We start from the raw sequence: 24942 nt of genomic DNA, 5'->3' as shown, positions 1-24942 counted from the left end.
GGATAAATTTTATAATAGCAGTCATATTGCTTGGAACAGTCATCGAAAATGTGATAAAGGCTGTTGCGTATTTGCAAAAAGAAAAGCACAGATAAATAGATCGTTATAAGCAATCGGACGCAATGACCTAACCCCATCAAGAGGAATTAGGCTCTTTTCAGAAAATAGACCCCTCCTACTTGGCCTGGCAAAGCACAAGGGGGGCTATTTTTTTGTTGCTAAAACAAACCATGGTAATCCACGCCCCGAAAGCGATCATCTCTATGGATCATGCAATGTGCAATGACGGAATCGAAAAAGATCGGAATACCACAAATTTCACTTAGTACTTTTCTATTGACATTAACTCTAAAAGGCATATAATAGATAATGTTTTTCATTTCGTATACGAATTATTTTCGTTCGAATGATTTAGTTTGTTTATGAGGAGACGCATCTATGGATGGTTTTGAAAGAATTAAGGTTATTACACGTTCTTTCCGTGAGCTTTATCATGCATTATGGCTCTTGGGGCAGGTGGAGGAGCTTGATATTACAGGTATCCAGTTATTCGTATTATCAGCGGTAGCCAAAGAGCCCAACCTTAGCCTTGGCGAACTTGCAGAAATGATGCAAACAAACAATAGCACAATGAGTGGGATTGTGGATCGCTTAGTGAAGGCTGATCTTATTGTGAGGGAGCGTTCAGAAAAAGACCGAAGAACATTGACGATGCGTATTACGCCATTAGGTGAGGAGAAGCGTAAACAAGCAAAAAAGTATGTTCAGGAACGTCTTTCTGGTTTAGCAAATATGAAAGATGAAGACATTAGCTTACTTTTAAAACTTCATCAAGATATATTAGATAAAATTCATCTAGAAGGAGATGGAAAGAAAGATGACGAGTCAAAATAGTAATGTAGAAGAAAAGCATTTTAATCCCATAGCCATCATGGCGGTTATGGTTGCAGGTGCGTTCGTTGCTTTATTGAACCAAACATTAATGAACGTTGCCTTGCCAAAAATTATGACAGATTTAGAGATTGGCGCAAGTACTGGTCAATGGTTAACAACAGCTTTTATGCTCGTTAACGGTGTCCTTATTCCTGTCACAGCGTTCTTAATGCAACGTTTTACAACTAGACAGCTGTATATTACTGCAATGGGACTTTTTGCTGCAGGTACATTGATTTGTGCCCTTGCACCAGGTTTTGACACCTTAATAGCGGGTCGTGTTGTCCAGGCTGCAGGTGCTGGTATTATGATGCCGCTTCTTACCAATACTTTATTAACTATTTTCCCTATTGAAAAACGGGGATCAGCGATGGGTGTAATGGGGATTGCAATGATCTTTGCTCCAGCTGTTGGGCCAACACTTTCAGGTTGGATTGTCCAAAACTATTCATGGCGTGTATTATTTTATATTATCTTGCCAATTGCAGTTATTGATATTATTCTCTCCATTTTTGTCTTGAAAAACGTAGGGAAAAGAACATTTCCTAAAATTGATATCATCAGTATTATCCTATCTACATTAGGATTTGGTGGCTTATTATATGGCTTTAGTACAGCAGGTACTCCAGGTAAAGGCTGGGGAAGTGTTGAGGTAATTGTGACTCTTGTTGGGGGAGCTTTCTTCCTACTTCTCTTCATTTGGAAACAAATGGTTTCTAAAGTCCCAATGTTAGAATTCCGCGTTTTTAAGTATTGGATGTTTACTTTATCTACGCTTATTAACGTCATCATCACAATGGCGATGTTTGCAGCGATGATTATCGTCCCATTGTACTTACAAGATATTCGTGGATTTACACCACTTAAATCAGGATTATTATTGTTGCCAGGTGCTATCTTAATGGGGATTATGTCTCCAATTACCGGTAAAATTTTCGATAAAATTGGTCCACGTTGGTTAGCGGTTGTCGGTTTGGCGATTACTGTTGTGACAACTTACGAGTTTTCGAACTTAACAGATTCAATGTCTTATACAACTCTGATTGTTCTCTACTCTGCTCGTATGTTTGGTATGTCAATGTTGATGATGCCTATCATGACAGCGGGTCTGAACGCATTACCACAAAAATGGAATGCTCACGGTACGGCGATGGTGAATACCATTAGAATGATTTCCGGTTCTATTGGTACAGCTATCCTTGTAACAGTTATGACTAACCATACGATTACGCATATGCAAGACATGCTCAAGACAAGCGGAATAGCACCAAAAGTATTAGGCCTGCTCGCAGGTATTGATGATACAACGAATTTACCGCAAAAATTAGCAGCTCAGGGTGTTGATGCAACCTCTGTTCAAAAGATTGGGCATATCTTAAGTGAAGCAACCATTCAAGGGATGAATGACGCCTTTGTTGTTGCCACGATTCTTTCTCTAGTCGCCTTTGTTCTTGCCTTCTTATTACGTAAGAATAAGCCCGTTGATGAAGGTGAAAATAAAGAACATCAATCAAGCAAAGTGCCAGCAAGTGATAATTAATAGTGGGACATAGGGACAGGAACGTTGTCCCAAAACACTAAAATACGGAAAGTGAAATAATTATAGGGCTCCTCATAAGGTAACCAGCTTATGGGGAGCTCCTTTTTATATTAGGTAAATTGATCTGTCTTGTGAGACGAAGTAGTCAAGTCTATTTTGCGTTTATAGACTGAGTGACAACGGAATCCTTATTATAGGTTGGGCGTAACTAAAGCTTGTCCTGTGCAAGGGTTCGGACTTCGGGTATGACGGGGATGTGGTGCAATCTTTTTTCGAGTGTCCCTAAGTGAAAAAAAAGTGTTATAAGCATGCTGCCGGACCGTAATGGACTGCTTTTGCAGCTCTTGGCCTCTTGAAGTGAAAATCTATTTGGAAGTGTGGCAGGGGGTTAAGCGAAACCCCAGGCATATCTAGCTTCGTTGTACAATTTTTGCCCCAACCCTGATACGTGATGGCGGTTTTCTTTGGCTACCCTTGCCTCAAAAAAGTCTTCTCCTAACGAATAAGTCTGATCATCTGCAGTTTGCTCTTCATCCGCAACTTTGTTAAATGTTTCATCCTGCAATCTGTAAAAAGACTTACGCTATAAGCACTAGAATAAATGTTGTCAAAGTTGCCCTTGAATTGTTCTAAAAGAAGTTTTTTAAAACAGCTGGGCTCATTTTATGGCTAGGAAGGATAGCTATTTAGCTGGGTGACGGTACCCAATCCACTGAGACCAACAACTTCACCATGTAAAGCTACTTCTGGTTTTCCCTCGAAAAAGTGACACGCCGCCATTAACAGTGACAAATTCCATAGCACGTACCGCTGTCGCTAAATTTTGATTGTCATTACTGAACCATGGGTTGCTATTGCACAAGCTACAGTAACCGAAATATGTGGAAGGGACGCAAGATTATGTAGGCAGAGCCATGTTGCTGAAGTGTGTGGCAAAGGTCTCCATACTTAATATCGTTTTCAACAACCTTTTCACAATCAATGGGCAAACCTTGTTGAGTTTTTGTAAAGATATTATATTCTCATTTAAATCTCCATTGCTATTAAAATGAGTGGCGAATGTCAATTGCACGCAACTTGCTTAACCTTGAATTAAAAAAAGCACGGGCCAATAGCCGCGTGCTTTAAAAGATTTTGATACCACTGCTTTCTTACTCATCTTATGTTGCTATTTTATGAGCTGGGACAAGGTTCCTGTCCCTAATGTCCCGCTTATTTACCCTTGACCTCACGCATAATCGCTTCACCTTCAATATCAAAGTTAGGCAAAATCTTATCCAACCATTTGGGTAAATACCATGCGGCATCGCCCATTAGTGTCATGACGGCGGGGACAATGGTCATTCTTACGATAAAGGCGTCAAAGAACACACCGAAAGTAAAGGCCATTCCCATGGATTTTATCATCACATCAGGCGTCAGCATGAAACCAACAAAGACACTGATCATAATTAAGGCCGCAGCTGTAACGACGCCACCACTTTCTTTAATCCCGGCTAAAATTGCCTTGTGAGCATTGCCTTTGTGAACGTATTCCTCACGGATGCGGCTGACGAGGAAGACTTCATAGTCCATCGCGAGTCCAAACAGAATCCCGATAAGGAAGATCGGTAAGAAATTTAAAATAGGCCCCGTCGCCGAGACACCAAACAGTTGTGTTAGATGGCCATCTTGAATCACAAAGATGACGAAACCGAGTGAAGCTACAAGCGACAAAACAAATCCTAAAACGGCTTTTAAAGGGACTAGAATGGAACGGAAAACAACAACGAGGAGAATAAAGGCAAGTCCAACAATAATGGATGCAAATAATGGAATGGCCTTATTTAAGCTATTGGTCAAATCAATACTCACCGCTGTTTGTCCTGTCACCATGATTTTGACATGGTTTTCTTTCTCGATAGACTTGGCTTTGTCTCTAATTGTCTTTACAAGATCATTTGTTTTCGTGTCATTTGGGCCAGTTTTAGGCATAACGGAGATCATATAGTGATTCCCGGATTTATTTGGGACTGCTGGATTCACCATTTGGACATTTTTCAATGACCCTAGAGTATCCTGAAGTTCTGATACGGCCTGCTTCGGGTGAGCGGTCTCTTTCGTTGTTTCCAAAACAATGGCGAGCGAACTGTGATAACCTTCACCGTAAGCTTCAGAAAATAAATCATAAGCTTTTCTTGTCGTGCTATCCTTTGGTTGTTGTGAATCATCAGGTAAGCCGAGATGCATATGTCCCATCGGGAGACTGATCACCACAAGGATGGCAATACCTAACAAGGCCTTTAATAGTGGGCGCTTTGTCACAAATCGGCCCCAGGCATTGGATTTTGAGTTTGAATTCGGTTTTCTCTTTCTAGAAAAAGTCACCCACTGCAGAAATCTATTCTTTCTATCTGGACCGAGTTTATTTCCAAACATTGCAAGAACGGCAGGAACAAAAATCACGGCGACAAGAACGGCAAAGAAAACACTTAGAGCAGCGCCAAGGCCCATGATGGTTAAGAAAGGAATGTTGACAACACATAAGCCGACCATGGCGATAATCACGGTCAGACCGGCAAATACAACGGCACTGCCGGATGTGCCATTGGCAATCGCGATGGCTTCTTTAACAGAATGCCCTTCAGACAGTTGCTTTCTGAAGCGATTGAGTATAAAGAGTGAATAGTCAATCCCTACAGCCAGTCCCAGCATAGCGGCAAGTGTCAGGGAAACAGAAGGCATATCGATCACTCTTGAGCCTAATAAGATGAGTAGTAAACTAATCCCGAGTCCAAAAACCGATGTTAGAATCGGCATAATCCCCACTAAGAAGGATAAAAAGGTAATGGAGAGGATGATGAGAGCGACAATGATCCCAATGGCTTCAGTTGAGCCACTTGAGGACTTTGAAAAATCGATGTCCCCTGATAACTCAGCCTGAATCCCAGCATCGCGAATTTTTTTGACATTATCTAAGATTATATCTTTACTAGCGTCAGAGACGTCAGGTGCTTGATCCTTAAAGGTCACAACAGCGTAGCCAATCTTTTGATCTTGCGTGAGGTTTTTTAATTGTGATGGTGCTGCCACGGAAGCAACGGCTTTATTCTTTTGGATGGTCTCTAATGCTTTTGAAATGCTCGTGTTCACAGAAGTAGAGGTGAGCGTCTTATCCTTTGGTGCTTTAAATATAATTTGGGTTTGGGCGCCACTTGATCCTTGTCCAGAACTGAATTCTTTATTAATGATGGTCATCGCTTTAACGGATTCAGATCCAGGAATGGACATGTCCTCATTAAATTTTGGACCTAGTGTCCCTGCGAAAATAGCGAGGATGATGAGTATGCCAATCGTGGTGCCAAAAACACTTTTTTTATGGTCTACTGCCCATTTTCCTAGTTTATAAAGTAACTTTGCCATGTTTAACTCCTTCCAAATCTCCTATTCCATTTATCACATATGGTGATGTTTTAATTCTAATTTAATACCTCCTAAAAAAAATCGTACAACAGGGCAAAGGTCCTATGTACGATTGGGCAGATTTCAATGGATTAATTCATTTTCCATAGCTACGGCAACTGCTTCGGCTCTTGAGTTGACACTGAGTTTATTGAAAATATTGGTTAAATGAGCTTTGATCGTTCGCTCTGCAATTCCCATGTCTAAGGCTATTTCTTTGTTTCTATAGCCTTTCGCAACAGCTTGGACAATAAAAAGTTCCTTGTCTGTGAGAACGTTTTTATCTAGAAGTGTTCGCCGATGATGATTTTTGTCTTTTAAAGTTAAAAGCTTGGCCATTGTTTCTGGTTTAAGTAAGGTTTCTCCTCTAATAGCTGATTCAATCGTGTGAAAGAGGTCCTCTCGGCTCGTGTCTTTTAAAAGATAACCTTTAGCCCCTAATGATAAAGCTTCCATCATTAGTTCGTCTTCATTGTAGGTGGTTAAAATAATAATTGGGATTTCAGCGCCTCCATCATTTAAGGCTTTAATGGTCTCTAAACCATCCATGACAGGCATTTTAAGATCCATTAATATAACATCGGGTTCATGATTTTCAATAAATTCAAGGGCTTTGCTTCCGTTCTCTGCTTCACCAATCACCTCAAATCGATCATTGGTTTCTAAAATAAGCTTTAATCCTTCTCTTACAACAAAATGGTCATCAACGATTAATACACTGTAAGTCATCAGGATCTCCTTTCCATTAGAGCGGGATGGTGACTGTAACGATCGTTCCGCTTCCGGGTGTACTGTTGATCAAGAGGTCTGCTCCGATAAGCTGACTGCGTTCCTTTAAGCCGAGTAAGCCATATTTACCTAGTTGTTTTCCTATGTTTTTAGTTTTAAATCCTTTTCCATTATCCGTAATTTCCATAAGTAATGCATCATCTATTTTTTTTATTTTTATTTTTGTCCGAGTCGCCTCGGCGTGCTTGGTTATATTTTCTAAACACTCGCTCAGAATATAAAGGCTGTTTTCCATCACAAAGTTTGACAAGGCAGGGACCGGATCAATATCGTGGTCGACTTTAATAAACCGAGTGTGCTCAAATTGCTCAATAATATTAAGAACAGCTTGATGAAAGTTTTCGATATAACCATTTTCCCTTAAATCATCAATGGCTTTTCTGGCGTTTCTTAAGGTTTCTCTTGCATGGACCATGGAGGATTGGACAATTTCTTGAGCTCTTGGGGTATTCCCCTTTTTTAAATGAGCATCCATCGCTTCTAATTGCATGATTAGACCAGCCAACCCTTGAGCAAGGGTATCATGTAAATCCCTCGCCATTCGTTGTCTTTCATTAACCAAGGTGAGGTATTCTACTTTTTGATATGCCGATTGAAGCTTGTTTAAATAATACTCCATTCGAATTCGGGCATCGACTTGTCTATTGTAGGTGGCCGAATAAAAGATAACCATGATGAGTAAGAAAAATGTTACTGCAAAATAGACGGGTAAGGCATTTGGACCTTTATTTATTATAGTGAGGATGAGATAGATAATAAATAATCCCGAAAAAAGCGCCGTGATTTTTAGCGTGTTTTGAAATAAGGGTATAAATTGCACCAGTAAAATTGGAAGTGAGCCAATAAAAAAGGCAAAGGCTCCCTCAGGTAATATAAAGACAGAGAGATGAATGATACTGTACTGAACAACAATATAAAGCCATTTACTATACTGAGTGAGTGTGTTTGAAAACCAATAAACCAGCATATGAACAATGATGAGCAAGGTGAAAATGATACTTTGCACTAAAAGTGGATGGTATATATTTTGTAGGATTAAAGAAATGACACCAACAAAAACGATGATTAGGATGACGGGAAGTCTTGAAACAATAAATATATCAGAAATCATATTTTGTGAATGTTGTTGATTGATTTTTTTCATATGCTCACCACCTGAGTATTATTATAGAGAAAACAAAAGGACTTTATCATGTCCAATGGTACATGCCCAAAAGGGAGGGAGTGGGACATAGGGACAGGAACGCTGTCCCAAAAGGAATAAGACACTATTATTAATAAATGGAAAGAGTTTGGGACAAAACAAAATAATGAATGCCCAAAAAAGTTAAATGGGGATCGTCTGAAATGGAGGGCGCAGTTAAAATACGGAGACACTGGAGGAAGCAGCACGCATCCGAAGGCCCCACATTAAAGCAGTTTGTGCCTTCAGAGGAATGGAGACCGTGCCTGTGGAAAGCGAAGTATTTTTTTGATGGAGCGATTTGTCCTATACTTGAAAATAAATAAAAAAAATCTGGGCGTTCAAATTGAACGTTCAGATTTTCTGTGAGTAAAATACTTCTGCCCAGCCGCTCTCCGTTAAAGGGCAACTGACTTAGGGATCATCGTTTTTGTTGGTGATACTTTGGTTTTGCCATTAGCCCTTGGTGGAAGCTAAGCAATTTTGCGAGTGTTGCTCTCCGGTGAAGCTATATTTCCTTCAATTTTCTCCATAGTGTGGCGCGGCTGATGCCTAGTTTTTGCGCTGTGAGGTCTTTATTTCCATTATTTCTCTCGAGATGATCAAGAATAATGGCCGTTTCCATATCCTTAAGTGTGCCTTCTAGGAAAGGGGAGGGGGCTGTGTGCTCATCTTGGTCATCTTTAGAGAGTCCGTGGCTTTCCTTTAGTTCCTCTATCACTTCTTTAAAAATGACTTCGTTTGGTATTTTTGCCTGAAATAACACGACAAGTCTTTCTAAGATATTTTCCATTTCTCTAATATTCCCTGGCCAGGAATAGCGGATAAAGGTGTCCAGCATTTCTTTCGGTAATTGTGGTCTTGGGCATTTATATCGATGGCTCATTTTATCGAGTAGCGCGTCTACAAGTAAAGGGATGTCCTCCTTACGGTCTCGCAAAGAAGGGAGCGGGATGTTGAGGACATTGAGACGATAATATAAGTCATCACGAAATTTCCCCTCCTCGATCGCCGTTTGCAAGTTACGATGTGTGGCGGCAATGATGCGTACATCAACAGTAATAATGGAACTTCCCCCTATCCGCATAATCTCGCGCTCTTGAATGACACGAAGAAGGCGTGACTGCAATTCAAGGGGAATTTCACCAATCTCATCAAGGAAGATCGTCCCCGTATGTGCCAATTCAAATAATCCTGCTTTACCGTTGCGGTTTGCCCCAGTAAAAGCTCCGGGCTCATAACCAAATAATTCACTCTCGAGCAGATGACTAGGCAGTGCCCCGCAATTAATAGGGACAAAGGGCCTATTTTTACGCAGGCTTTGATTATGGATGCTTTGGGCGACCAATTCTTTTCCTGTCCCTGTCTCGCCCTGTAAGAGAATTGTAGAATCGGTTTGGCTAAAGTGGATAATTTTCTCGACGACATTCTTCATATTAGGGGCGATCGCCACCATATCGGAAAGGCTTTGTTTAGCTAAGAACCCAGTATGATTTAACTGGCGTCGAATTTTCCGCTCAAGCTTTTGGATTTGTGTGACATCCTGCAAGGTCACCACCCAGCCTATTTTTTCTTGACCAACCGAGATGGTACGCTTAGAGACGGAAACAATTAAATCATGCAGTTTAGCAATCTCTCCATTAAATTCTTGCTCCCCCTTGATTAATTGAACGAGCTCTGAACCTTTACCGAGAGCATTTTCGATAGGTTGATTAATAAATGTGTCATGTTCTTGTTGCAGAAGATGAAGGGCCCGGTTATTTGCCAAAACAATCTGGGTATCATTGGAAACGATAAAGATACCGTCTTGTGCTGTTTCGAGAATCATACGTAATTGTTCATTGATTTTTCTTTCCTGAAAGCGAGCAAGTACGAGGTTTTCAGCGATATCAAAGGCCTCCTGTACACTTGCCTTTGATGGCATTAATTTAATGCCAGGCAATCCAAATTGCTTCGCGTAATCGACGGACATCCCATCTCCAACAATAAAGTCCACTTGATCCGTGATGGCTTGTCTCACTTGTATGTCCAAGTCGTGTTCATACGAGAAGACAGGGTAGATCTTAATATCAATATAACTTCCTAATTCACGATAATCACAAATGATATTTTCCACACCAATCAAGCCAATGCGTTGATATCTCGTTTTTAAAGAGTGCACAGTCCGGAGGATATCAAGAACGGTCATTTTAACTTCAACAACGGGAATGTTGACTTTTTCTTTTAAATGAGTGGCTTGGCCACCCCGAGTGATAATAACCTCTGCTCCTTGTTCCTCTTCGCATTGAGCAATAGGCAAGGTTTCTTTAAAGGAAAAATCTCTATCATTTTCAGGAACATAAATCTTAAAGCTATCTCCAACTGCATTTCTTACCGTGTCTGCAAATTCTTTTGATGGTGCAATAACGATAATCTTATTCATTTGGGCTCCCTCTTGTTGTTTCATTTTTACCGTTTCAAATTTAAATGAAAACGTTTCAATATGAAACGATTATATCACATGAAGAAAGCGTTTTGATGTTAATTTATGAAATCGCATTCAAATGAAGTTTTTATAAAAAAAATAATAGGTCAATTTTCTTTGTTGTGTCGTGCAGTCTATAAGAATTCTAGTAAAAAAAGAGTTCTCTTTTTAAATTTGGCATGGTTCTTGCATATATAAAGGTGTGTAAGGGAAGGAGGTTGAAAAATGAATTTTGATCAAGTGAACATAGCACAGCAATTAATAGATACGGGAAAGTATTTATTAGAGAACCAATTGGCTTGGGGGACCTCAGGAAATATTAGTGCGCGATTAGATAATAAAAAAATGCTGATTACGGCATCGGGCACTGAAATGGGTGAGCTTAAACCGGAAGATTTCGCTTTGTGTAATTTCGAGAATGGTTCGTGGGAGGGGAATCGTAAGCCTTCTAAAGAAGTACCAATGCACACAGGGATTTATCAGGTGCGAGACGATGCGAATGTTATTCTCCATTCTTCACCCTTTTATACGACCTTGATGGCTTCAAGCGAAGAGCCTATTATTTCAGAGTTGTTTGTAGAAACAATGTATTTTCTTGAAGATGTCGCTTATGTAGACTATTATCACCCTGGCACAGTAGAGTTAGGTGAAGCTGTTAAGGAACAAGCTGAAAAGGGTCATGTGATTATTCTTAAAAATCATGGTGTGATTCTTTTTGATGATTCATTTTCAGATGCTGTGATGCGTTTAGAGACTTTGGAAATGGCGTGTCGAATGATTGTCACGGCGAAGTCAGCAGGCATAAAATTGACAAAAATACCTGATCAGATTGTGACGGATTTCTTAGAAAATGCGCGATATAAACCGCGAAAGCATGTCCATCGTAAATAGTCTTTACGAGATTACTAGAAAACACAATAGAAACATTGAGATCGAAACATAATTTTACTGTTAAGGAAGTGTTGTCATCATGAAAGCGGTTATGATAGATCGCCCTTATTCTGTCGTTGTTACTGATGTAAGTCGTGCTCCTCTTGGGGATCACGATGTTCGTATTCAAGTGAAGGCAGCAGGTATCTGTGGATCAGATATTCATGCTTACAAAGGGCTTCATCCCTTCCGCAAGCCACCGGTCATTATCGGTCATGAGATTTCTGGAGAAGTTGTTGAGCATGGTCGTTTGGTGACGAGGGTCAAAGTGGGAGATAAAGTAACGGTTGAACCCCAGATGGGCTGTGGGAAGTGTGAACATTGCTTACAAGGCAAGACCAACTACTGTGATAACCGTCAGGCACCAGGCATTGGTAATTGGTATGGCACCATGGCTGAGGATTTTGTCGCTCACGAAGATATCGTATTCGTTTTACCAGAAGATATGGATCACGAGCTTGGGGCGCTATCAGAGCCTATGGCTGTTGGTGTTCATGCGGTGCGTCAAGCAGATATTCAGATTGGTGACAAAGTAGCTGTTCTCGGGTCTGGCCCAATTGGTTTATTGGCTCTTGCCGTTGCGAAGGAAGCTGGAGCGACAACCATTCTTTCTACTGATATCTTTGATTATTGCTTAGATACGGCGAAAACAATGGGAGCTACCCATACGCTCAACATTAAGGATAAAGACAACTGGATCGAAGAAGCTCAAGCATTAGTCGGAGGAGCCTTTGACAAAGTCCTTATCGCTATAGGGGTTCCTGGCATTGTCAATCAAGGCCTTTCTCTTGTGAAAAAAGGTGGGCGTGTGGTCACCATAGCCATGTTTCATGAAGCGCAATCCTTAGATATTATGCAGCTTCAAGGTCAAGAAAAACAATTAGTCGGCTGTTTCTGTTACACACGTAAAGACACGATCACAGCAGTGGATTTACTCGCGTCGGGTCGAATTCAGACAGATGCCATTGTGACTCACGTGTTGCCGTATACTGAAGCTGCTAAGGGCTTTAGAATGATGGATAAAAAAGAGGATAACCCTCTTAAGATCCTTGTGACTTTTTGATGGAATAATGATGTGAAAGGGAGGGAGAAAGGTGATAAATGAACGTGTTATGGCAACCTATCTCATTGAAACACCTTACACTTTAGAGCATGCTGCAGCGGTAATGGCTGGAGAGCAATCCACAGGTACTTTTGTTTCTGTCCCTGGAGAAACAGCAGAATTAAAAGAAACGTATGGTGCGCAAGTGGTCTCGATTACGGAACTTGAGCCTGTCCATCAGCCGACACTTCCGGGTGCGAAAAGGCTGGATACTGAACAGTCAGGTGTCTATCGACGGGGAGAGGTTGTCCTTTCGTTTCCTTATCATAATTTCGGACCTTCCATTCCTAATCTTTTAGCAACAGTAGCTGGAAACCTTTATGAGCTTCAAGAGTTTTCTGGACTGCGATTAATTGATCTTAAGTTACCTGAAGTATTTATGGAAAAATACTTAGGACCTCAGTTTGGGATCGAAGGAACCCGTAGATTGACGAAGGTTTATGAAAGACCTTTAATTGGAACGATCATCAAACCAAGTATCGGACTTTCTTTGGAAGACCTCAGAGTTTTGGTACTTTCTTTGGCACAATCAGGTATTGATTTTATTAAGGATGATGAACTCAATGCGAATCCTCCCTATGCACCGTTAGAGGCAAGGGTAAAAGTCGTGATGGAGGAGATTGAGAGAGTCGCAGATAAAACAGGAAAAAAAGTCATGTATGCCTTTAACATTACTGGGGATATCGATGAATTGCGTGAAAATCATGATACCGTTGTTAAAGCAGGTGGAAACTGTGTCATGGTCGGGATTAATAGCATCGGTTATGCTGGTGTCGCTTATTTAAGAAACTATTCTCAGGTTCCCATTCACGGTCATCGTAATCAGTGGGGCGCTATGACGCGTTGTCCGCTATTGGGGATGGATTTCCGAGTGTATCAAAAATTATGTCGTCTTGCTGGGGTAGATCATCTCCATACGAATGGCATAAACAGCAAGTTTTATGAATCGAACGCTTCGGTCATTCGGTCTGTTGAAGAGTGTTTAACGCCGATGTTTGGCGATGATACGGTCTTGCCGGTTCTGTCTTCAGGCCAATGGGCGGGGTCAGCCATCGAATCTTATAAAACAATGAAAACCAAAGACCTTATTCATCTTGCAGGTGGTGGGATTATGGCCCATCCAAGTGGGATCGAAGCAGGGGTTAACAGTATGAAACAAGGCTGGGAAGCAGCTATGAACGGCTTCTCATTAGAAGATTATGCTAAAACTCATTCAGAGCTAGCACATGCGATTGAAAAGTTTAGCCATGGAAAATAACGTAAGCGTTTTTAATAAAAACTTTTATTGATCAAGAAATAGAGGATTGTTCTTGTTAAAGGTATAAAAATATAATGTTAAGAAATAGGTGGTGTAAGTATGTTGGCCAAAAAAACACAAGAGCCATTAGAAAAAAAATCCCGTTTTACACTTCCGGGATTGCGTTGGTGGATGTTTTCCTTCTTTATTCTCGTGATGATTATTAACTATATTGATCGCTCGTCTATATCGATTGCAATGCCTTTAATTAGTAAAGAGCTTCATTTAAATTCTGTTACGATCGGAATTATTCTTAGCTCCTTTAGCTGGACCTATGCGATTATGCAATTACCAGGTGGATGGTTGGTTGATAAACTTAAACCTCGAAAAATCGTTACTACCAGTTTAGTAGGGTGGGGGATTGCAGAGGCCATTACTGGGTTTGCAAGTGGGGTAGCCACTTTGCTTGGCATGCGGATGCTCCTAGGTCTCTTTGAAGGTCCTGTTCAAAATGGGGCGAATACGTCTTTGATTCGGTGGTTGAGGAAGCATGAACGGTCTCGTGGAAGCACGTTAGTTGATGGTGGGGGACCATTAGGGACAGCGATCGGTGGTCTTTTTGTTACTGGCCTTATTATTTGGTTAGGCTCATGGCGACTTGCCTTTGCGGCTGTGGGTATCATTACGGTGCTTATTGGAGTCATTGCTTGGTTGTTCATGCGCGATAATCCTGCAGATCATCCGATGATTACAGAGGAAGAGAAAAACTATCTTGCTAAAATTGATGAGGAAGATAAAGATGAGACAGACAATGTCACTGGCTTTGCAGGGAAATACTTTTTACATTTAAGTCCTTGGATGCTACTCTTAGCCTTCTTTGGTTATGATATTGTTCTTTTCGGTCTACTCACTTGGGCGCCGACTTACATTAGTGAAGCCCAGCATATCTCACTTGGGATGACAGGAATTTGGACTTTTGTTATCTTTGGTGCAGGATTTGTAGGGGAAGTCTTTGCCGGGCAATTAGCGGACTTCTTGATTAGACGAGGAGCCAATGTCAACGCTGTTTTGAGAACAATGCTTGGATTCGCTGGATTAGGGGTTGCTGCGGCGATTATTTTAGTGAGTCATGTTTCGACTGCAAGTTCAGCGATTCTTTTGATTACGCTTGCTAACTTCTTCCTTCGTTGGGGTGGTTTATACTGGAGTATTCCGGCGCGACTTGCTGCCAAGAAACATGTCGGACAATTGACAGGGGCTATGAACTTCTCAGGAAATGTGGCCGGGATTATTATTCCAATTTTGATCGGTTTTATCGTTGAGGCGACCAATAGTTATGCAGGGGTATTTGTGACCTTTGCGATCGCTGGATTACTCATGGCTATAGGTTCTGTTGTCATCAACTATTCACGTAAAATAAAAATCTAATAGTTAGATTTGGGGGATATAAAGAATGCAGAGTGAAACGAATCATGAAAATAACAAACTCATACTCTCCTTTTATGGGGATGACTTTACGGGTTCAACGGATGCGATGGAGTCCCTCACCATTAACGGATTACCAACCGTCTTGTTTCTAGAGGTTCCGGATCAATCTGTATTAAGCCGTTTTCCCTATATTAAATGCATTGGCATCGCAGGGAACAGTCGGGTGATGAGCCCTGAGGAAATGCAACAAGAACTTCCTACCATTTTTACAAGCTTAAAAGCGTTGGGAAGTGATTATGTTCATTATAAGGTCTGTTCAACCTTTGATTCCTCCAAAACAATAGGGAATATCGCAACGGTCTTAAAAATTGGACAAGATGTTTTTGATGCTCGCTCACCTGTCCCTATCTTCGTGGCTTCGCCAGATTTGAAAAGGTATACACTCTTTGGGAATCACTTTGCGGCTATGGGAGATACGGTGTACCGCTTAGATAAGCATCCTGTCATGTCACGGCATCCTATTACGCCGATGTCAGAAGCAGACTTGCGCTTGGTTCTGCAAGAACAAGGTCTGAGTGAACAAATTGAGTTAATGTCTATTGTTGACCTTGATCAATCAATGGAAGCACTGCAGGAGACTTATCAACAAAAAGTATCCGAAGCATCTGAGGCGGTTTTATTTGATGCATCGAGAAAAGAGCATGTGGACAAAGTTGGCGAGCTCCTTTCCGTTTCAAAGAAACCAGAAAATCCTTTATTTGTGATTGGATCATCGGGTGTGGGACATGCGATTGCTGCCACCCAGCAACCATTGTCTGCGAAAGAAGAAGCAAGTAGTGAGCGCCCTTCATTTAAAAAAGTCGATCAACTGCTTGTTGTATCGGGAAGCTGTTCTCCGGTAACAGAACAGCAGCTTCAGTGGGCATTAAATAATGGCTTTGAAGGGATGCACTTAACGCTCCAAGAAGTTATACAAAAAGGTCAAGACGCCATGCAGAGCATTGTGGAAAAGGCAACTGAAATTGTCAATCGTGGCAAGAACCTTATTATTTATACTGCATTAGGGCCGGATGACCCCAGTATTAAGGAAAATCAACAGGAGATGATCGCAAGTGGTGCGTCAATTTCTGATTCTAGTAAAATTCTAGGTTCCTATTTAGGTGATGTCGCAAAAAGGATTGTTCAGGAGACGGGTATTGAGCGATTAGTCGTTGCCGGTGGAGATACATCAAGTTATGCGACGAGACAGTTAGGAATATATGCACTTGAAATGGTGACTTCCATCTCGCCTGGGGCACCACTATGCCGTTGTTATTCTCATGATCCCCGCTTAGACGGCTTGGAGCTATCCTTAAAAGGTGGGCAATTCGGAAGTGTTGATTACTTTGGTAAAGTTCTAAGATGTGCGCCAAGCGTAACGGTAGGGTAGATTAATACGTAGAAAATGCGAGAAACCTTAACTGAAATAAGATTCAATAAAAAAAGATAAACTAGGCAGGAGGTTGAGACAAAACAAAATAATGAATACAAATACCGAACCATGCGAGGTTAAAGATTGAGTAGGAAAAGGAGAGCGTAGTCAAAAGACGGAGGCTCAAAAAACGTAAGAACCACGATTTTTCTGCGAAGATGATGCTCCTCATTGCTTTCCTTAGTCTTACGGGAACAGAACTAGCGTTCCTTCTCGAGTCAACGTCGAGTTGTTCCGAGAAAGCTTACTTCGAAGCAATACTCGTAGACGCAGGAATGGGGGCTTTTAATCATAAATACTTTGGAGCACTAAAAGCCCCACTCCAAAGTGAGCTGAGGCGGTGCCTATGGAAAGCGAAGTCTTTTGACGGAGCCATTCGCCTCATGTAAAGAATAAAAAATCCGTTCATTCAAAAAAGAATGTTCGGATTTTTTTGAGTGAAAGACTTTTGTCCCAGCCTCTCTTTGTTCTTGTAAAGATTCATCGACCTGAGGGGGTGCAATGGTTGATTATAACCATGTCTGCGACAGGCTATTTCTTAACCTTAAAGTACGAGTAAAGGAACTTGAAAAAAGCTATCTAAGCCTCTCTACTCATGGTATATTTGATATAAGAGAAGAGTATCAGGGGTATTAAGGGGGCAGTTTTCTATGCAGCAGTTCACTGAATCTGGAGTAGAGGGAATAGATAGAATCTTATATGGCGGCTTGCCAAAAGGATCAGCGATTATTGTCGAAGGTGCTCCGGGAACAGGGAAAACAACTTTAGGCGTCCAATTTCTTAGGCATGGGGCATTAGAATGTGGAGAGCCTGGATTATATATTACCTTTGAGGAGTTCCCTCAGCAAATCTATCAGGACATGGAAGGCTTCGGTTGGGACCTTCGTCAACTTGAAAAACAAAATTTATTACGCGTTGTGAGTATTAAGCCTGAAATCCTTTTACAACAGATGAAAACGCCAGAGGGGCTGTTTGATCAGCTGATTCGTGAAATCAACTGTCAACGAGTTGTAGTGGATAGTATCAGTTTATTCCAATATATTTATAGCAATCAGAAGGAAAATAGAGAGGCATTGTATAATTTAAGAAATATTCTTAGAAAATTTGCGTTAACCTCTTTACTATTAAGCGAGCGTGCGGTCTCTAATGCTGAGGACACCTTTGAGCATTATGTGATGGATGGCGTTATTCGCTTATCTATAGAAGAACAAATGACGAAATTTCGTAAACGCATCCTTGAAGTGATCAAAATGAGAGGCAGAAAGATCATTGAGGGCGAACATATTTATAGAATAGGTGAACAAGGCATTCGGGTGATCCCGGCACTTTCTGTTGTGGAGGATGTGACAATCAGTGAACAGGATCAAGTGTCAACGGGGATAAGGGAACTCGATGGTTTACTTTCTGGGGGTATCCAAAGGGGCTCCACTTTCTTGTTTGATACCAACAGTAAAGCGAATTATAAGTATTTGATTGGTTCCATTATCACGAAGCGACTTTTAGAAGGCGATCGACTCGCTATCCTTCTTTCAAGCATCAATACGATGGAGGACCTTCAGCAATTGTATCAACTCTATGATGTTGATTTAGAAGAGAGATGCCAGAAGGAGCGGGTATATTTTATTGAGCATTTTAACCGTGCGATTCCTGAGGCATTTAAGAACGTCGTCCTAAATGTCAAAGGTCTCTCAAATGAGGATTATCGGAAGGTGTTAAGGGAAAGGCTAAATCCTATTATTACGAAAAGTCGTGAAAAAGGGGAGCACTGGGTGTTCTACTATGATTTAAGTACCATTTTTTCAATAAGAGGGGCTGAATTTGTCAAGCGCTTCTTTGCGGAGGAGGCTGCATGGGCAAGATCCAATGGAATTACCATTCTCGCCTTATGTAACTTTGCGGAAATTGGGCAGGAAACAGCCTCTTTTCTAGAACGGACATCAAATGGCGTGATTCGGACATGGGTGGATGGAAACTATCAGTACCTTCAATTAACAAAGTCACCTAATGGCAATGTATCAGTCCCCCATCTTGTAGAAACCATTTCAGATAAACCACTGATTCAGTTGGTTTAGGGAGGAGAAACCTATGAAAGATACAATGTTGTCGCTGCAGGTGGAGTGTACGTATTTTTTTGAGGAAAATCCTTATGCTATGGAAACGGTGCAAAGCTTGGCCAATCGCTTAGGGAGAGCCATTGAAACCCTTGAGCCCATCGTGAATCAATTAGTTTCTCTTTCAATTCTTTCAAAAATGGGATCAGGGGATGAAACCATTTATCGGTATAATCAACCCACTATGATGAACGAAAAGTTGGATGCGCCATGGGAAAATCTTTAAACCTTGTCCAGCAGATTCAAGATGTCTATGCCAATGATTGTCAATTAGGGATGGTCTTATTAGATCTCGAAGGTCAGCTAGTGACGCGCCCCTCGGGTAATAATCAATGGGTAAGAATGATTGAAGAAGTTAACCCACTGCTCCATGACTGGATGAAAAGAATGACTGAAACCGGTGTGGTCGATCTCTTTCCAGGTGCAAAGATTGTGCTCTCGCCTGTTAGCGTCTTGGGAGAGATCCGCTATTTTATTTGGGCGGGTTTTCTTATCGAAGAAGAATCGCGGACTATTTTTTACGACTATTTAGAGGGAAATGCGGATCAATGTGATTTATGGAAGGTGAGGCTAGAGGACATCCCTTCTGTTACAAATGAAACGAAGAAGCACGTGGTTGAAAAATTAAAAGGACTTTCTGAAGCTCTTAGCAAAATATTAGATGATGAACCCAAGCAAATGAAACAACAACAGAGGATCAACAGCGTGTATGAAATCTCCGAACTCATGAGCTCTGAACAGACACATACGCTTTCCCGTGTGCTTCAAGAATTTATGAAAGTGGATCAAGAGATTGATTTTGTTGGCTTTGCTCAGAAAACAGACAATGGAGATGGTGTTGTTTTACATTTTGATGGTCCTTCAGATCATAGTCCCTTAATAGGCGCGCGATTTTCAGTTGGAGAAGGGTTTTTGGGGCAAGTCATGGCCAGTGGCCTCTCTGGTTATTGGAAAAAAATTGCCCGTGATCCGAGAGGTACCATATTTATTAAAAATGATATCAAGCTTCGTTCATTAGTGTGTTACCCCGTCCAAAATGAAGAGACCTTATTAGGGGTCTTGTTCGCGGGCTCCTGCCGGAAGGATGACATCGATTCATTCACCCTAGACACAGGCAAGATTATAGCGAATTTGCTTCAGGTTTTCTTACTCCACCAATCGACAACACACACCTACCATCAACAATTACAAAAGTTAAATGCACTTATGGAAATCAGCCAGCTGATTACTCGGACGCAAGATGTTAAAAAAATCGCGTTTATGTTAGTTGATATGAGTGTGAATATCATGCAGGTGAAGTTTTCAGCGGTGACGCTATTTGATGAAGCACAGTCTGAAGAAGTTAGAATCGTGTCCAGAGGTCTCACAAAAGATCAAAGTGAGAAATACGGTAAACAGCTTTTGCAACAATTTCAAAAATGGAAGGTAGATAGGGAAGACTTCAAAAAAATGATGCCTATGTATCAGACGATAGAAGGCAGAGGTTCGGTTATAGAATGTCCGATGTATAGTCAAAAGCTTCATGGTGTCCTTAGTGTCGCTTTAGACCCTAAGAGTGAGGAGCAGGAGGCATTTCTCTATTCATTAGCGACGATTGGAGCGATTGCAATCAATCAGTCCAAACAAAGCCAAAATGGTATGAGAGAAAGTGTGACTCATCTTCATGACGCTATGGGCTTTTGGGATCCGCAATCCCATGCATTTACTCAAAAGTTAAGGGATTGGGTTCTGTTGTTTTCAGTGCACTTGAACCTACCAGATAGTGAAATGAAGATTATGGAATATGCGTGTTTACTTTCTCCCTACCCAGTCGATTTGATTGTCCGCACATTGCCACAAGAAGAACCGCTTCACCAAATGCTTCGAGATTTTGCCTTTTTGAAAGAATATAAGGCCAATAGTGATCCGAATCAGCCTCTCCTAGGAGTAGGAAGTCAAATTCTTTTTATTGTTTTTGATTATTTAAAGGGTGAAGAGAGAATATATGGTCATCCTTGTATTCAAGAGACCCTTACAAGGGATTTCCGCTCGTTTATTCTTAAGGAGCAAATCGTTGATCAAAAAGTGTCGGTGAAAGAGGAGCACTCCCTCCCGGTGGGAAAACTATCGAATCGAGAAAATGAGGTTTTGCTTTTATTAGTTCAAGGCTTGAATAATAAACAAATCGCAACCCATCTTTTTATTAGTGAACACACCGTAAAAAATCACATTACGAATATTTTTCAAAAGCTAGATGTAAAAGACCGAGCGGGCGTGATTGCATATTATTATAAATATAAAACGAAAAACTGATTGTAAATAGGACCTTTCTTTGCCATCGGGTGAAGGGGGTCTTTTTTAATAGGAAGATCATCCTATATTGGTTTGGGGCGAAAATAGGAGCGGTTGGGGATACTCCTTTAGGAAGTATACTGAGACAATACTTATAGAAACACCTATTGGGGGTGAAGTTTCCTATCATCAATATGGTTAAGTATCAACTGAAATGTGTCTGGTATTTTCAAGAAGCGCCTTTTGACTTTTTATGTCTTGAAGATTTGGGACAAAAGTTGGAGCTATGTGATCAAGAACTTCAAGCATGTATCCAACATTTAGTTAAATTATCAATTCTTAAACAAATAACGATTCAAGGTATACGGAAATATTATTACAATTGTCCAAATGACGTTCTTATTCAAGGGAGTTATTAATTAGGATACCCTTGAAGCTACATAGAGAAATGGAACAAGCGACTCATTGGTTTTTTATGCATACATATTAAGAGGATTTAAACACCAAGAGCATAGGAATTGGAGAGGAGCTATTTGACTTTCAAATCGAGAGAGTCGAGGCATTTATATAATGTTGTAAATCTTTGACCGGGGTGATTTAGTGATGAGAAGAATCAGTAGTTTATTTAATACCTCTTTTATCTTTTCTATAATGATTATCGCTATTGGTGCCGCTTATTCGGCACTTGTTCTTGGTGGGTTAGCGGTCAATCATTATCACCCTATCGTAAGTATTAACGTCGTTTTGACACTATTAACCATTGGTATCGGGATCGTGACATTAGGACTTATGATTTTTATTTTTGTTCTCTTTGGGTCCCACAGGCATAGGGAGACCTTCAGCTCATCTGTAAAACGCCAAAATGAGCAATATAGAACCTTGATCGATCAATCGAGCATGGGGATCTACGTCATTCAAGATGAAAACTATGTGTATGTTAACCGAAAAGTATTGGCGATGCTCGGTTATCAAAGAGAAGAATTGATTGGATCACGCTTTTTAGATTATGTTCATCCAGAGGATCAGCAATGGATGGTAGAAAAAAAAGATAACGCTGGTGCTTCAAAGAAAGCCCTTCGTCACTTTCGGATGATAAAAAAGGACCGGTCTCTTCTTTACGTCGAAAATTTTGGGTCAGATATAATGTATCAAGGCAAACGAGCAGCGATTGGAACGCTAGCCGATATCACAGAGAGAAAAAGGGCAGAAGATCAGATTCAACATCTGGCTTATCATGATAGTTTAACAGGGTTACCGAACCGCCAGTTTTTTTATACCTATTTTGTGAAGATGTTAGCTGAGGATGAGGTCAACTCGGTAGCGCTTCTTTCCATTGATCTAGATAAATTTAAATGGGTGAATGATGCGGTTGGACGTGAGGTAGGAGATCGTTTGCTTAAGGCGGCTTCAACAAGATTAAAGACTTGTGTATCAGAACAAGCGGTTGTTGGAAGGCATGGTGGGGATGAATTTTTAATCTCATTACCGCGAGTAGATAGAGAAGCAACAACCGTGATGGCTGAGGAGATTCTTCATCAATTTTCACGACCCTTTTACATCGACAATTACGAGCTTTACATCACACTGAGTATGGGGATTAGTCTTTATCCTAATGATGGTGAAAAGATTGATGATTTAATAAAAAAAGCAGATTCTGTCATGTACCAAGTGAAAAAGGCTGGGAGAAATAGCTATCAGTTTTATTGTTCAAAGCAAAAGGATCAAAGTTTTCGGCGTCTTGAATTAGAGACCCAGCTTCGGAAAGCCATAAGCCGAGATGAATTTGAACTTTATTATCAACCTAAACTAGAGCTTACGACAGGTAAAATCGTCGGTGCAGAGGCATTAATACGTTGGAATCACCCAGAGAAGGGTTTGGTTTCCCCAGGTGAATTTATATCGATAGCTGAGGAATCGGGACTTATCATCCCATTAGGGGAATGGGTATTACGGACAGCTTGTATGCAACTAAGGACTTGGCAAGAGAAGGGGATAGCGCCCTTTGAAGTCTCGGTCAATCTTTCTGTCAGGCAACTGTATCAACCGAATTTAGTGGAACGGGTGAGGATGATCTTAGAAGAAACCAGACTTGATCCGAAATATCTCGAGCTAGAAATTACTGAGAGTATGATGGCGGATAGTGACCATTGTCTAAAAGTACTCAATGAATTAAAGAGCCTCGGAGTGAAAATTAGCTTAGACGATTTTGGAACCGGGTTTAGTTCTCTTCATTATCTGAAGGAAGCGCCGATCGATACACTTAAAATTGATCAATCCTTTGTCCGGCATTGTACTGTGGATGGGAATGATGCCACTATTGTAAAAACGGTGATTGCTATGGCCCATCAATTAAATCTAGAGGTGATTGCTGAAGGGGTTGAAACGAAAGAACAACTGATTTTTCTCCAACGGCAATTATGCAATGTCGCTCAAGGCTTTTTATTTAGTCGGCCTCTACCTGTAAAGGTGTTTATAGAACAGTTCGATGAGATGGAAAAAGTCGTGTCCATTCATGGCCTGCCCGTGGGCATTCAAAATAATCAGTGGATGGAAAATGAGTTGGAGATGGTTCGCCAGGAGTTGTTGGATACGCTCAGGCTCCAACAAGGCATGACATTCAAGTTTATAAAAAAAGGGGATCGATTTATTTATACCCTTTGTGAGGGGACGCTCGTAAATAAATTAGGACTTGTTCAAGAGGAAGTGATTGGAAAGGAAATGGTCGATTTCCAGCCCTCAGAGGAAGCAGAAAGGAAAATGTGTTACTTTTGTCGGGCCTGGGCTGGTGAAAAAAATGTGTCTTATGAGGCGGAAATGAATGGAGTGACCTACTTGGCCTCTTTACAGCCCGTGATAAAGGGCGGGAAAGTGGTAGAGGTCATTGCATCATGTGTTGATATTACGGAACGAAAGAAGGCCGAAGAAGCCTTAAGAGAAAGTGAAGCTAGAAATCGACTGATTACGAACAATATCTCAGACCTTATCTTGATATTAAATCCAGACGGAAAGGTCACCTATGCCTCACCATCTAACCAGACAGTGTTAGGCTTTCCACCTACGACTTTTGAAGGTCAGTCATTTAAGGATATTATTATTTCGGAGGACAAGAGGAGGGTTCAAGAGACATTTGATCACATGATCCTAACTAAGACATCTGTCCAGGATGAGTTCCAATATCAATATGAGGGGGGCTGGCTGTATTTCGACTGTCGGTGGAATCCAGTTTTAGGAGATGATGGGGAAATCACTGCCATTGTTATGGTGGCGCGTGATATTACTGATAGAAAGAAGACAGCGGCCTTTGTGAGGAGAACAGAAAAGCTATTGGTTGTGGGACAATTGGCTGCCGGTGTTGCCCATGAAATTCGGAATCCCCTCACTTCCATTAAAGGTTTTGTTCAACTGCTTAGCAAGGAGCAGAAGCACACCCAATATACATCATTAATATTGTCGGAGATTATTAGGATTGAGGAGATCATCCGTGAGTTTATATTTCTTGCTCAACCACAGGTACCCAATATCAAACGCACAGACATTCAGGCGCTTTTACAACGTGTGGTTTTACTTTTTAGTTCCCAAGCCACATTAAAAAATGTCGAGATCATCCAAGAGTACAATTCGGATCAGATGTTTATTCAGTGTGACAGCCATCAAATCAAACAGGTTTTTATGAATATTTTACAGAACGCTTTGGAAGCTATGCCAGATGGTGGCATGATTAAAATTCAAGTGATGAGTACCGAAGCCAATACTCTCAAAATTAGATTTGTTGATCAAGGTTCAGGAATCTCAGATGAACGGTTAGAACGCATTGCAGTACCTTTTTATAGTACGAGGGAAAAAGGGACGGGCTTAGGATTGACGATGAGTCATAAAATTGTGCATGAGCATCGGGGCAGAATGAATATTGAAAGTAATCTTGATGAAGGGACGACTGTTGAAATTCTATTACCCATTGTTTCTGGAGAGGGTGACGGGCTAAAGAATAAAGAAAGTGGGACAGAAGTGGCATCACCTTCGAAAAGATGATGAATGAGGTGCA

At 41.0% G+C, this 24942-nt stretch carries 15 protein-coding genes; 11 read left to right on the top strand and 4 right to left on the bottom strand.

What is annotated here, in order from left to right:
• Positions 1-438 precede the first annotated feature (438 nt).
• Complete coding sequence (locus tag IEV91_RS11805) at positions 439-894, top strand: MarR family winged helix-turn-helix transcriptional regulator (protein WP_188497606.1); 456 nt, start codon at positions 439-441, stop codon at positions 892-894.
• On the top strand, positions 878-2473 hold the full coding sequence (locus IEV91_RS11800) for a DHA2 family efflux MFS transporter permease subunit (protein WP_229745570.1): 1596 nt from the start codon (positions 878-880) through the stop codon (positions 2471-2473). The genes IEV91_RS11805 and IEV91_RS11800 overlap by 17 nt, the downstream gene beginning before the upstream one ends.
• A 1212-nt stretch (positions 2474-3685) precedes the next feature.
• Here IEV91_RS11800 and IEV91_RS11795 read toward each other — a convergent pair.
• The 4 genes from IEV91_RS11795 to IEV91_RS11780 form a co-directional block, all read right to left on the bottom strand.
• A complete protein-coding gene (locus tag IEV91_RS11795) occupies positions 3686-5875 on the bottom strand; it encodes an MMPL family transporter (protein ID WP_188497605.1) in 2190 nt (729 codons plus the stop codon).
• A 123-nt stretch (positions 5876-5998) separates the two neighbouring features.
• Entirely contained in the window at positions 5999-6643 is a 645-nt protein-coding gene (locus tag IEV91_RS11790) for a response regulator (protein WP_188497604.1), read from the bottom strand.
• A gap of 16 nt (positions 6644-6659) precedes the next feature.
• Positions 6660-7847: a sensor histidine kinase gene (locus IEV91_RS11785; RefSeq protein WP_188497603.1), complete on the bottom strand. Its 1188-nt coding sequence runs from the start codon at positions 7845-7847 to the stop codon at positions 6660-6662.
• Positions 7848-8394: 547 nt separating this feature from the next.
• The gene (locus IEV91_RS11780) at positions 8395-10308 is read right to left on the bottom strand and encodes a sigma 54-interacting transcriptional regulator (RefSeq protein ID WP_188497602.1); all 1914 of its coding nucleotides are present in this window, start codon (positions 10306-10308) and stop codon (positions 8395-8397) included.
• Between the two features lie 267 nt (positions 10309-10575).
• Between IEV91_RS11780 and IEV91_RS11775 the strand changes: the two genes are divergently transcribed.
• The 9 genes from IEV91_RS11775 to IEV91_RS11735 all read left to right on the top strand — a co-directional run bounded on the left by IEV91_RS11775 (position 10576) and on the right by IEV91_RS11735 (position 24929).
• Entirely contained in the window at positions 10576-11241 is a 666-nt protein-coding gene (locus tag IEV91_RS11775) for a class II aldolase/adducin family protein (RefSeq protein WP_229745568.1), read from the top strand.
• A gap of 79 nt (positions 11242-11320) precedes the next feature.
• A complete protein-coding gene (locus IEV91_RS11770; RefSeq protein ID WP_188497601.1) occupies positions 11321-12343 on the top strand; it encodes a zinc-dependent alcohol dehydrogenase in 1023 nt (340 codons plus the stop codon).
• Between the two features lie 31 nt (positions 12344-12374).
• Entirely contained in the window at positions 12375-13640 is a 1266-nt protein-coding gene (locus IEV91_RS11765; protein ID WP_188497600.1) for a ribulose-bisphosphate carboxylase large subunit family protein, read from the top strand.
• Between the two features lie 99 nt (positions 13641-13739).
• Positions 13740-15047, top strand: a complete 1308-nt coding sequence (locus tag IEV91_RS11760) for an MFS transporter (RefSeq protein ID WP_229745566.1) — start codon at positions 13740-13742, stop codon at positions 15045-15047.
• A gap of 25 nt (positions 15048-15072) precedes the next feature.
• On the top strand, positions 15073-16476 hold the full coding sequence (locus IEV91_RS11755) for a four-carbon acid sugar kinase family protein (RefSeq protein WP_188497599.1): 1404 nt from the start codon (positions 15073-15075) through the stop codon (positions 16474-16476).
• Positions 16477-17168: 692 nt separating this feature from the next.
• Complete coding sequence (locus tag IEV91_RS11750; RefSeq protein WP_188497598.1) at positions 17169-18590, top strand: ATPase domain-containing protein; 1422 nt, start codon at positions 17169-17171, stop codon at positions 18588-18590.
• Between the two features lie 13 nt (positions 18591-18603).
• Positions 18604-18855, top strand: coding sequence for a hypothetical protein (locus IEV91_RS11745; protein ID WP_229745564.1), 252 nt, complete (start codon positions 18604-18606; stop codon positions 18853-18855).
• On the top strand, positions 18840-20921 hold the full coding sequence (locus IEV91_RS21980; RefSeq protein WP_275584392.1) for a LuxR C-terminal-related transcriptional regulator: 2082 nt from the start codon (positions 18840-18842) through the stop codon (positions 20919-20921). The genes IEV91_RS11745 and IEV91_RS21980 overlap by 16 nt, the downstream gene beginning before the upstream one ends.
• A 582-nt stretch (positions 20922-21503) precedes the next feature.
• Entirely contained in the window at positions 21504-24929 is a 3426-nt protein-coding gene (locus IEV91_RS11735) for an EAL domain-containing protein (protein WP_188497597.1), read from the top strand.
• Positions 24930-24942: the final 13 nt, after the last annotated feature.

The sequence above is a fragment of the Pullulanibacillus pueri genome, assembly GCF_014639255.1.
GTDB lineage: Bacteria > Bacillota > Bacilli > Bacillales > Sporolactobacillaceae > Pullulanibacillus > Pullulanibacillus pueri.
The sequence above is the reverse complement of the archived record's forward strand: the minus strand, read 5'-3'. Positions and strand labels throughout refer to the sequence as shown.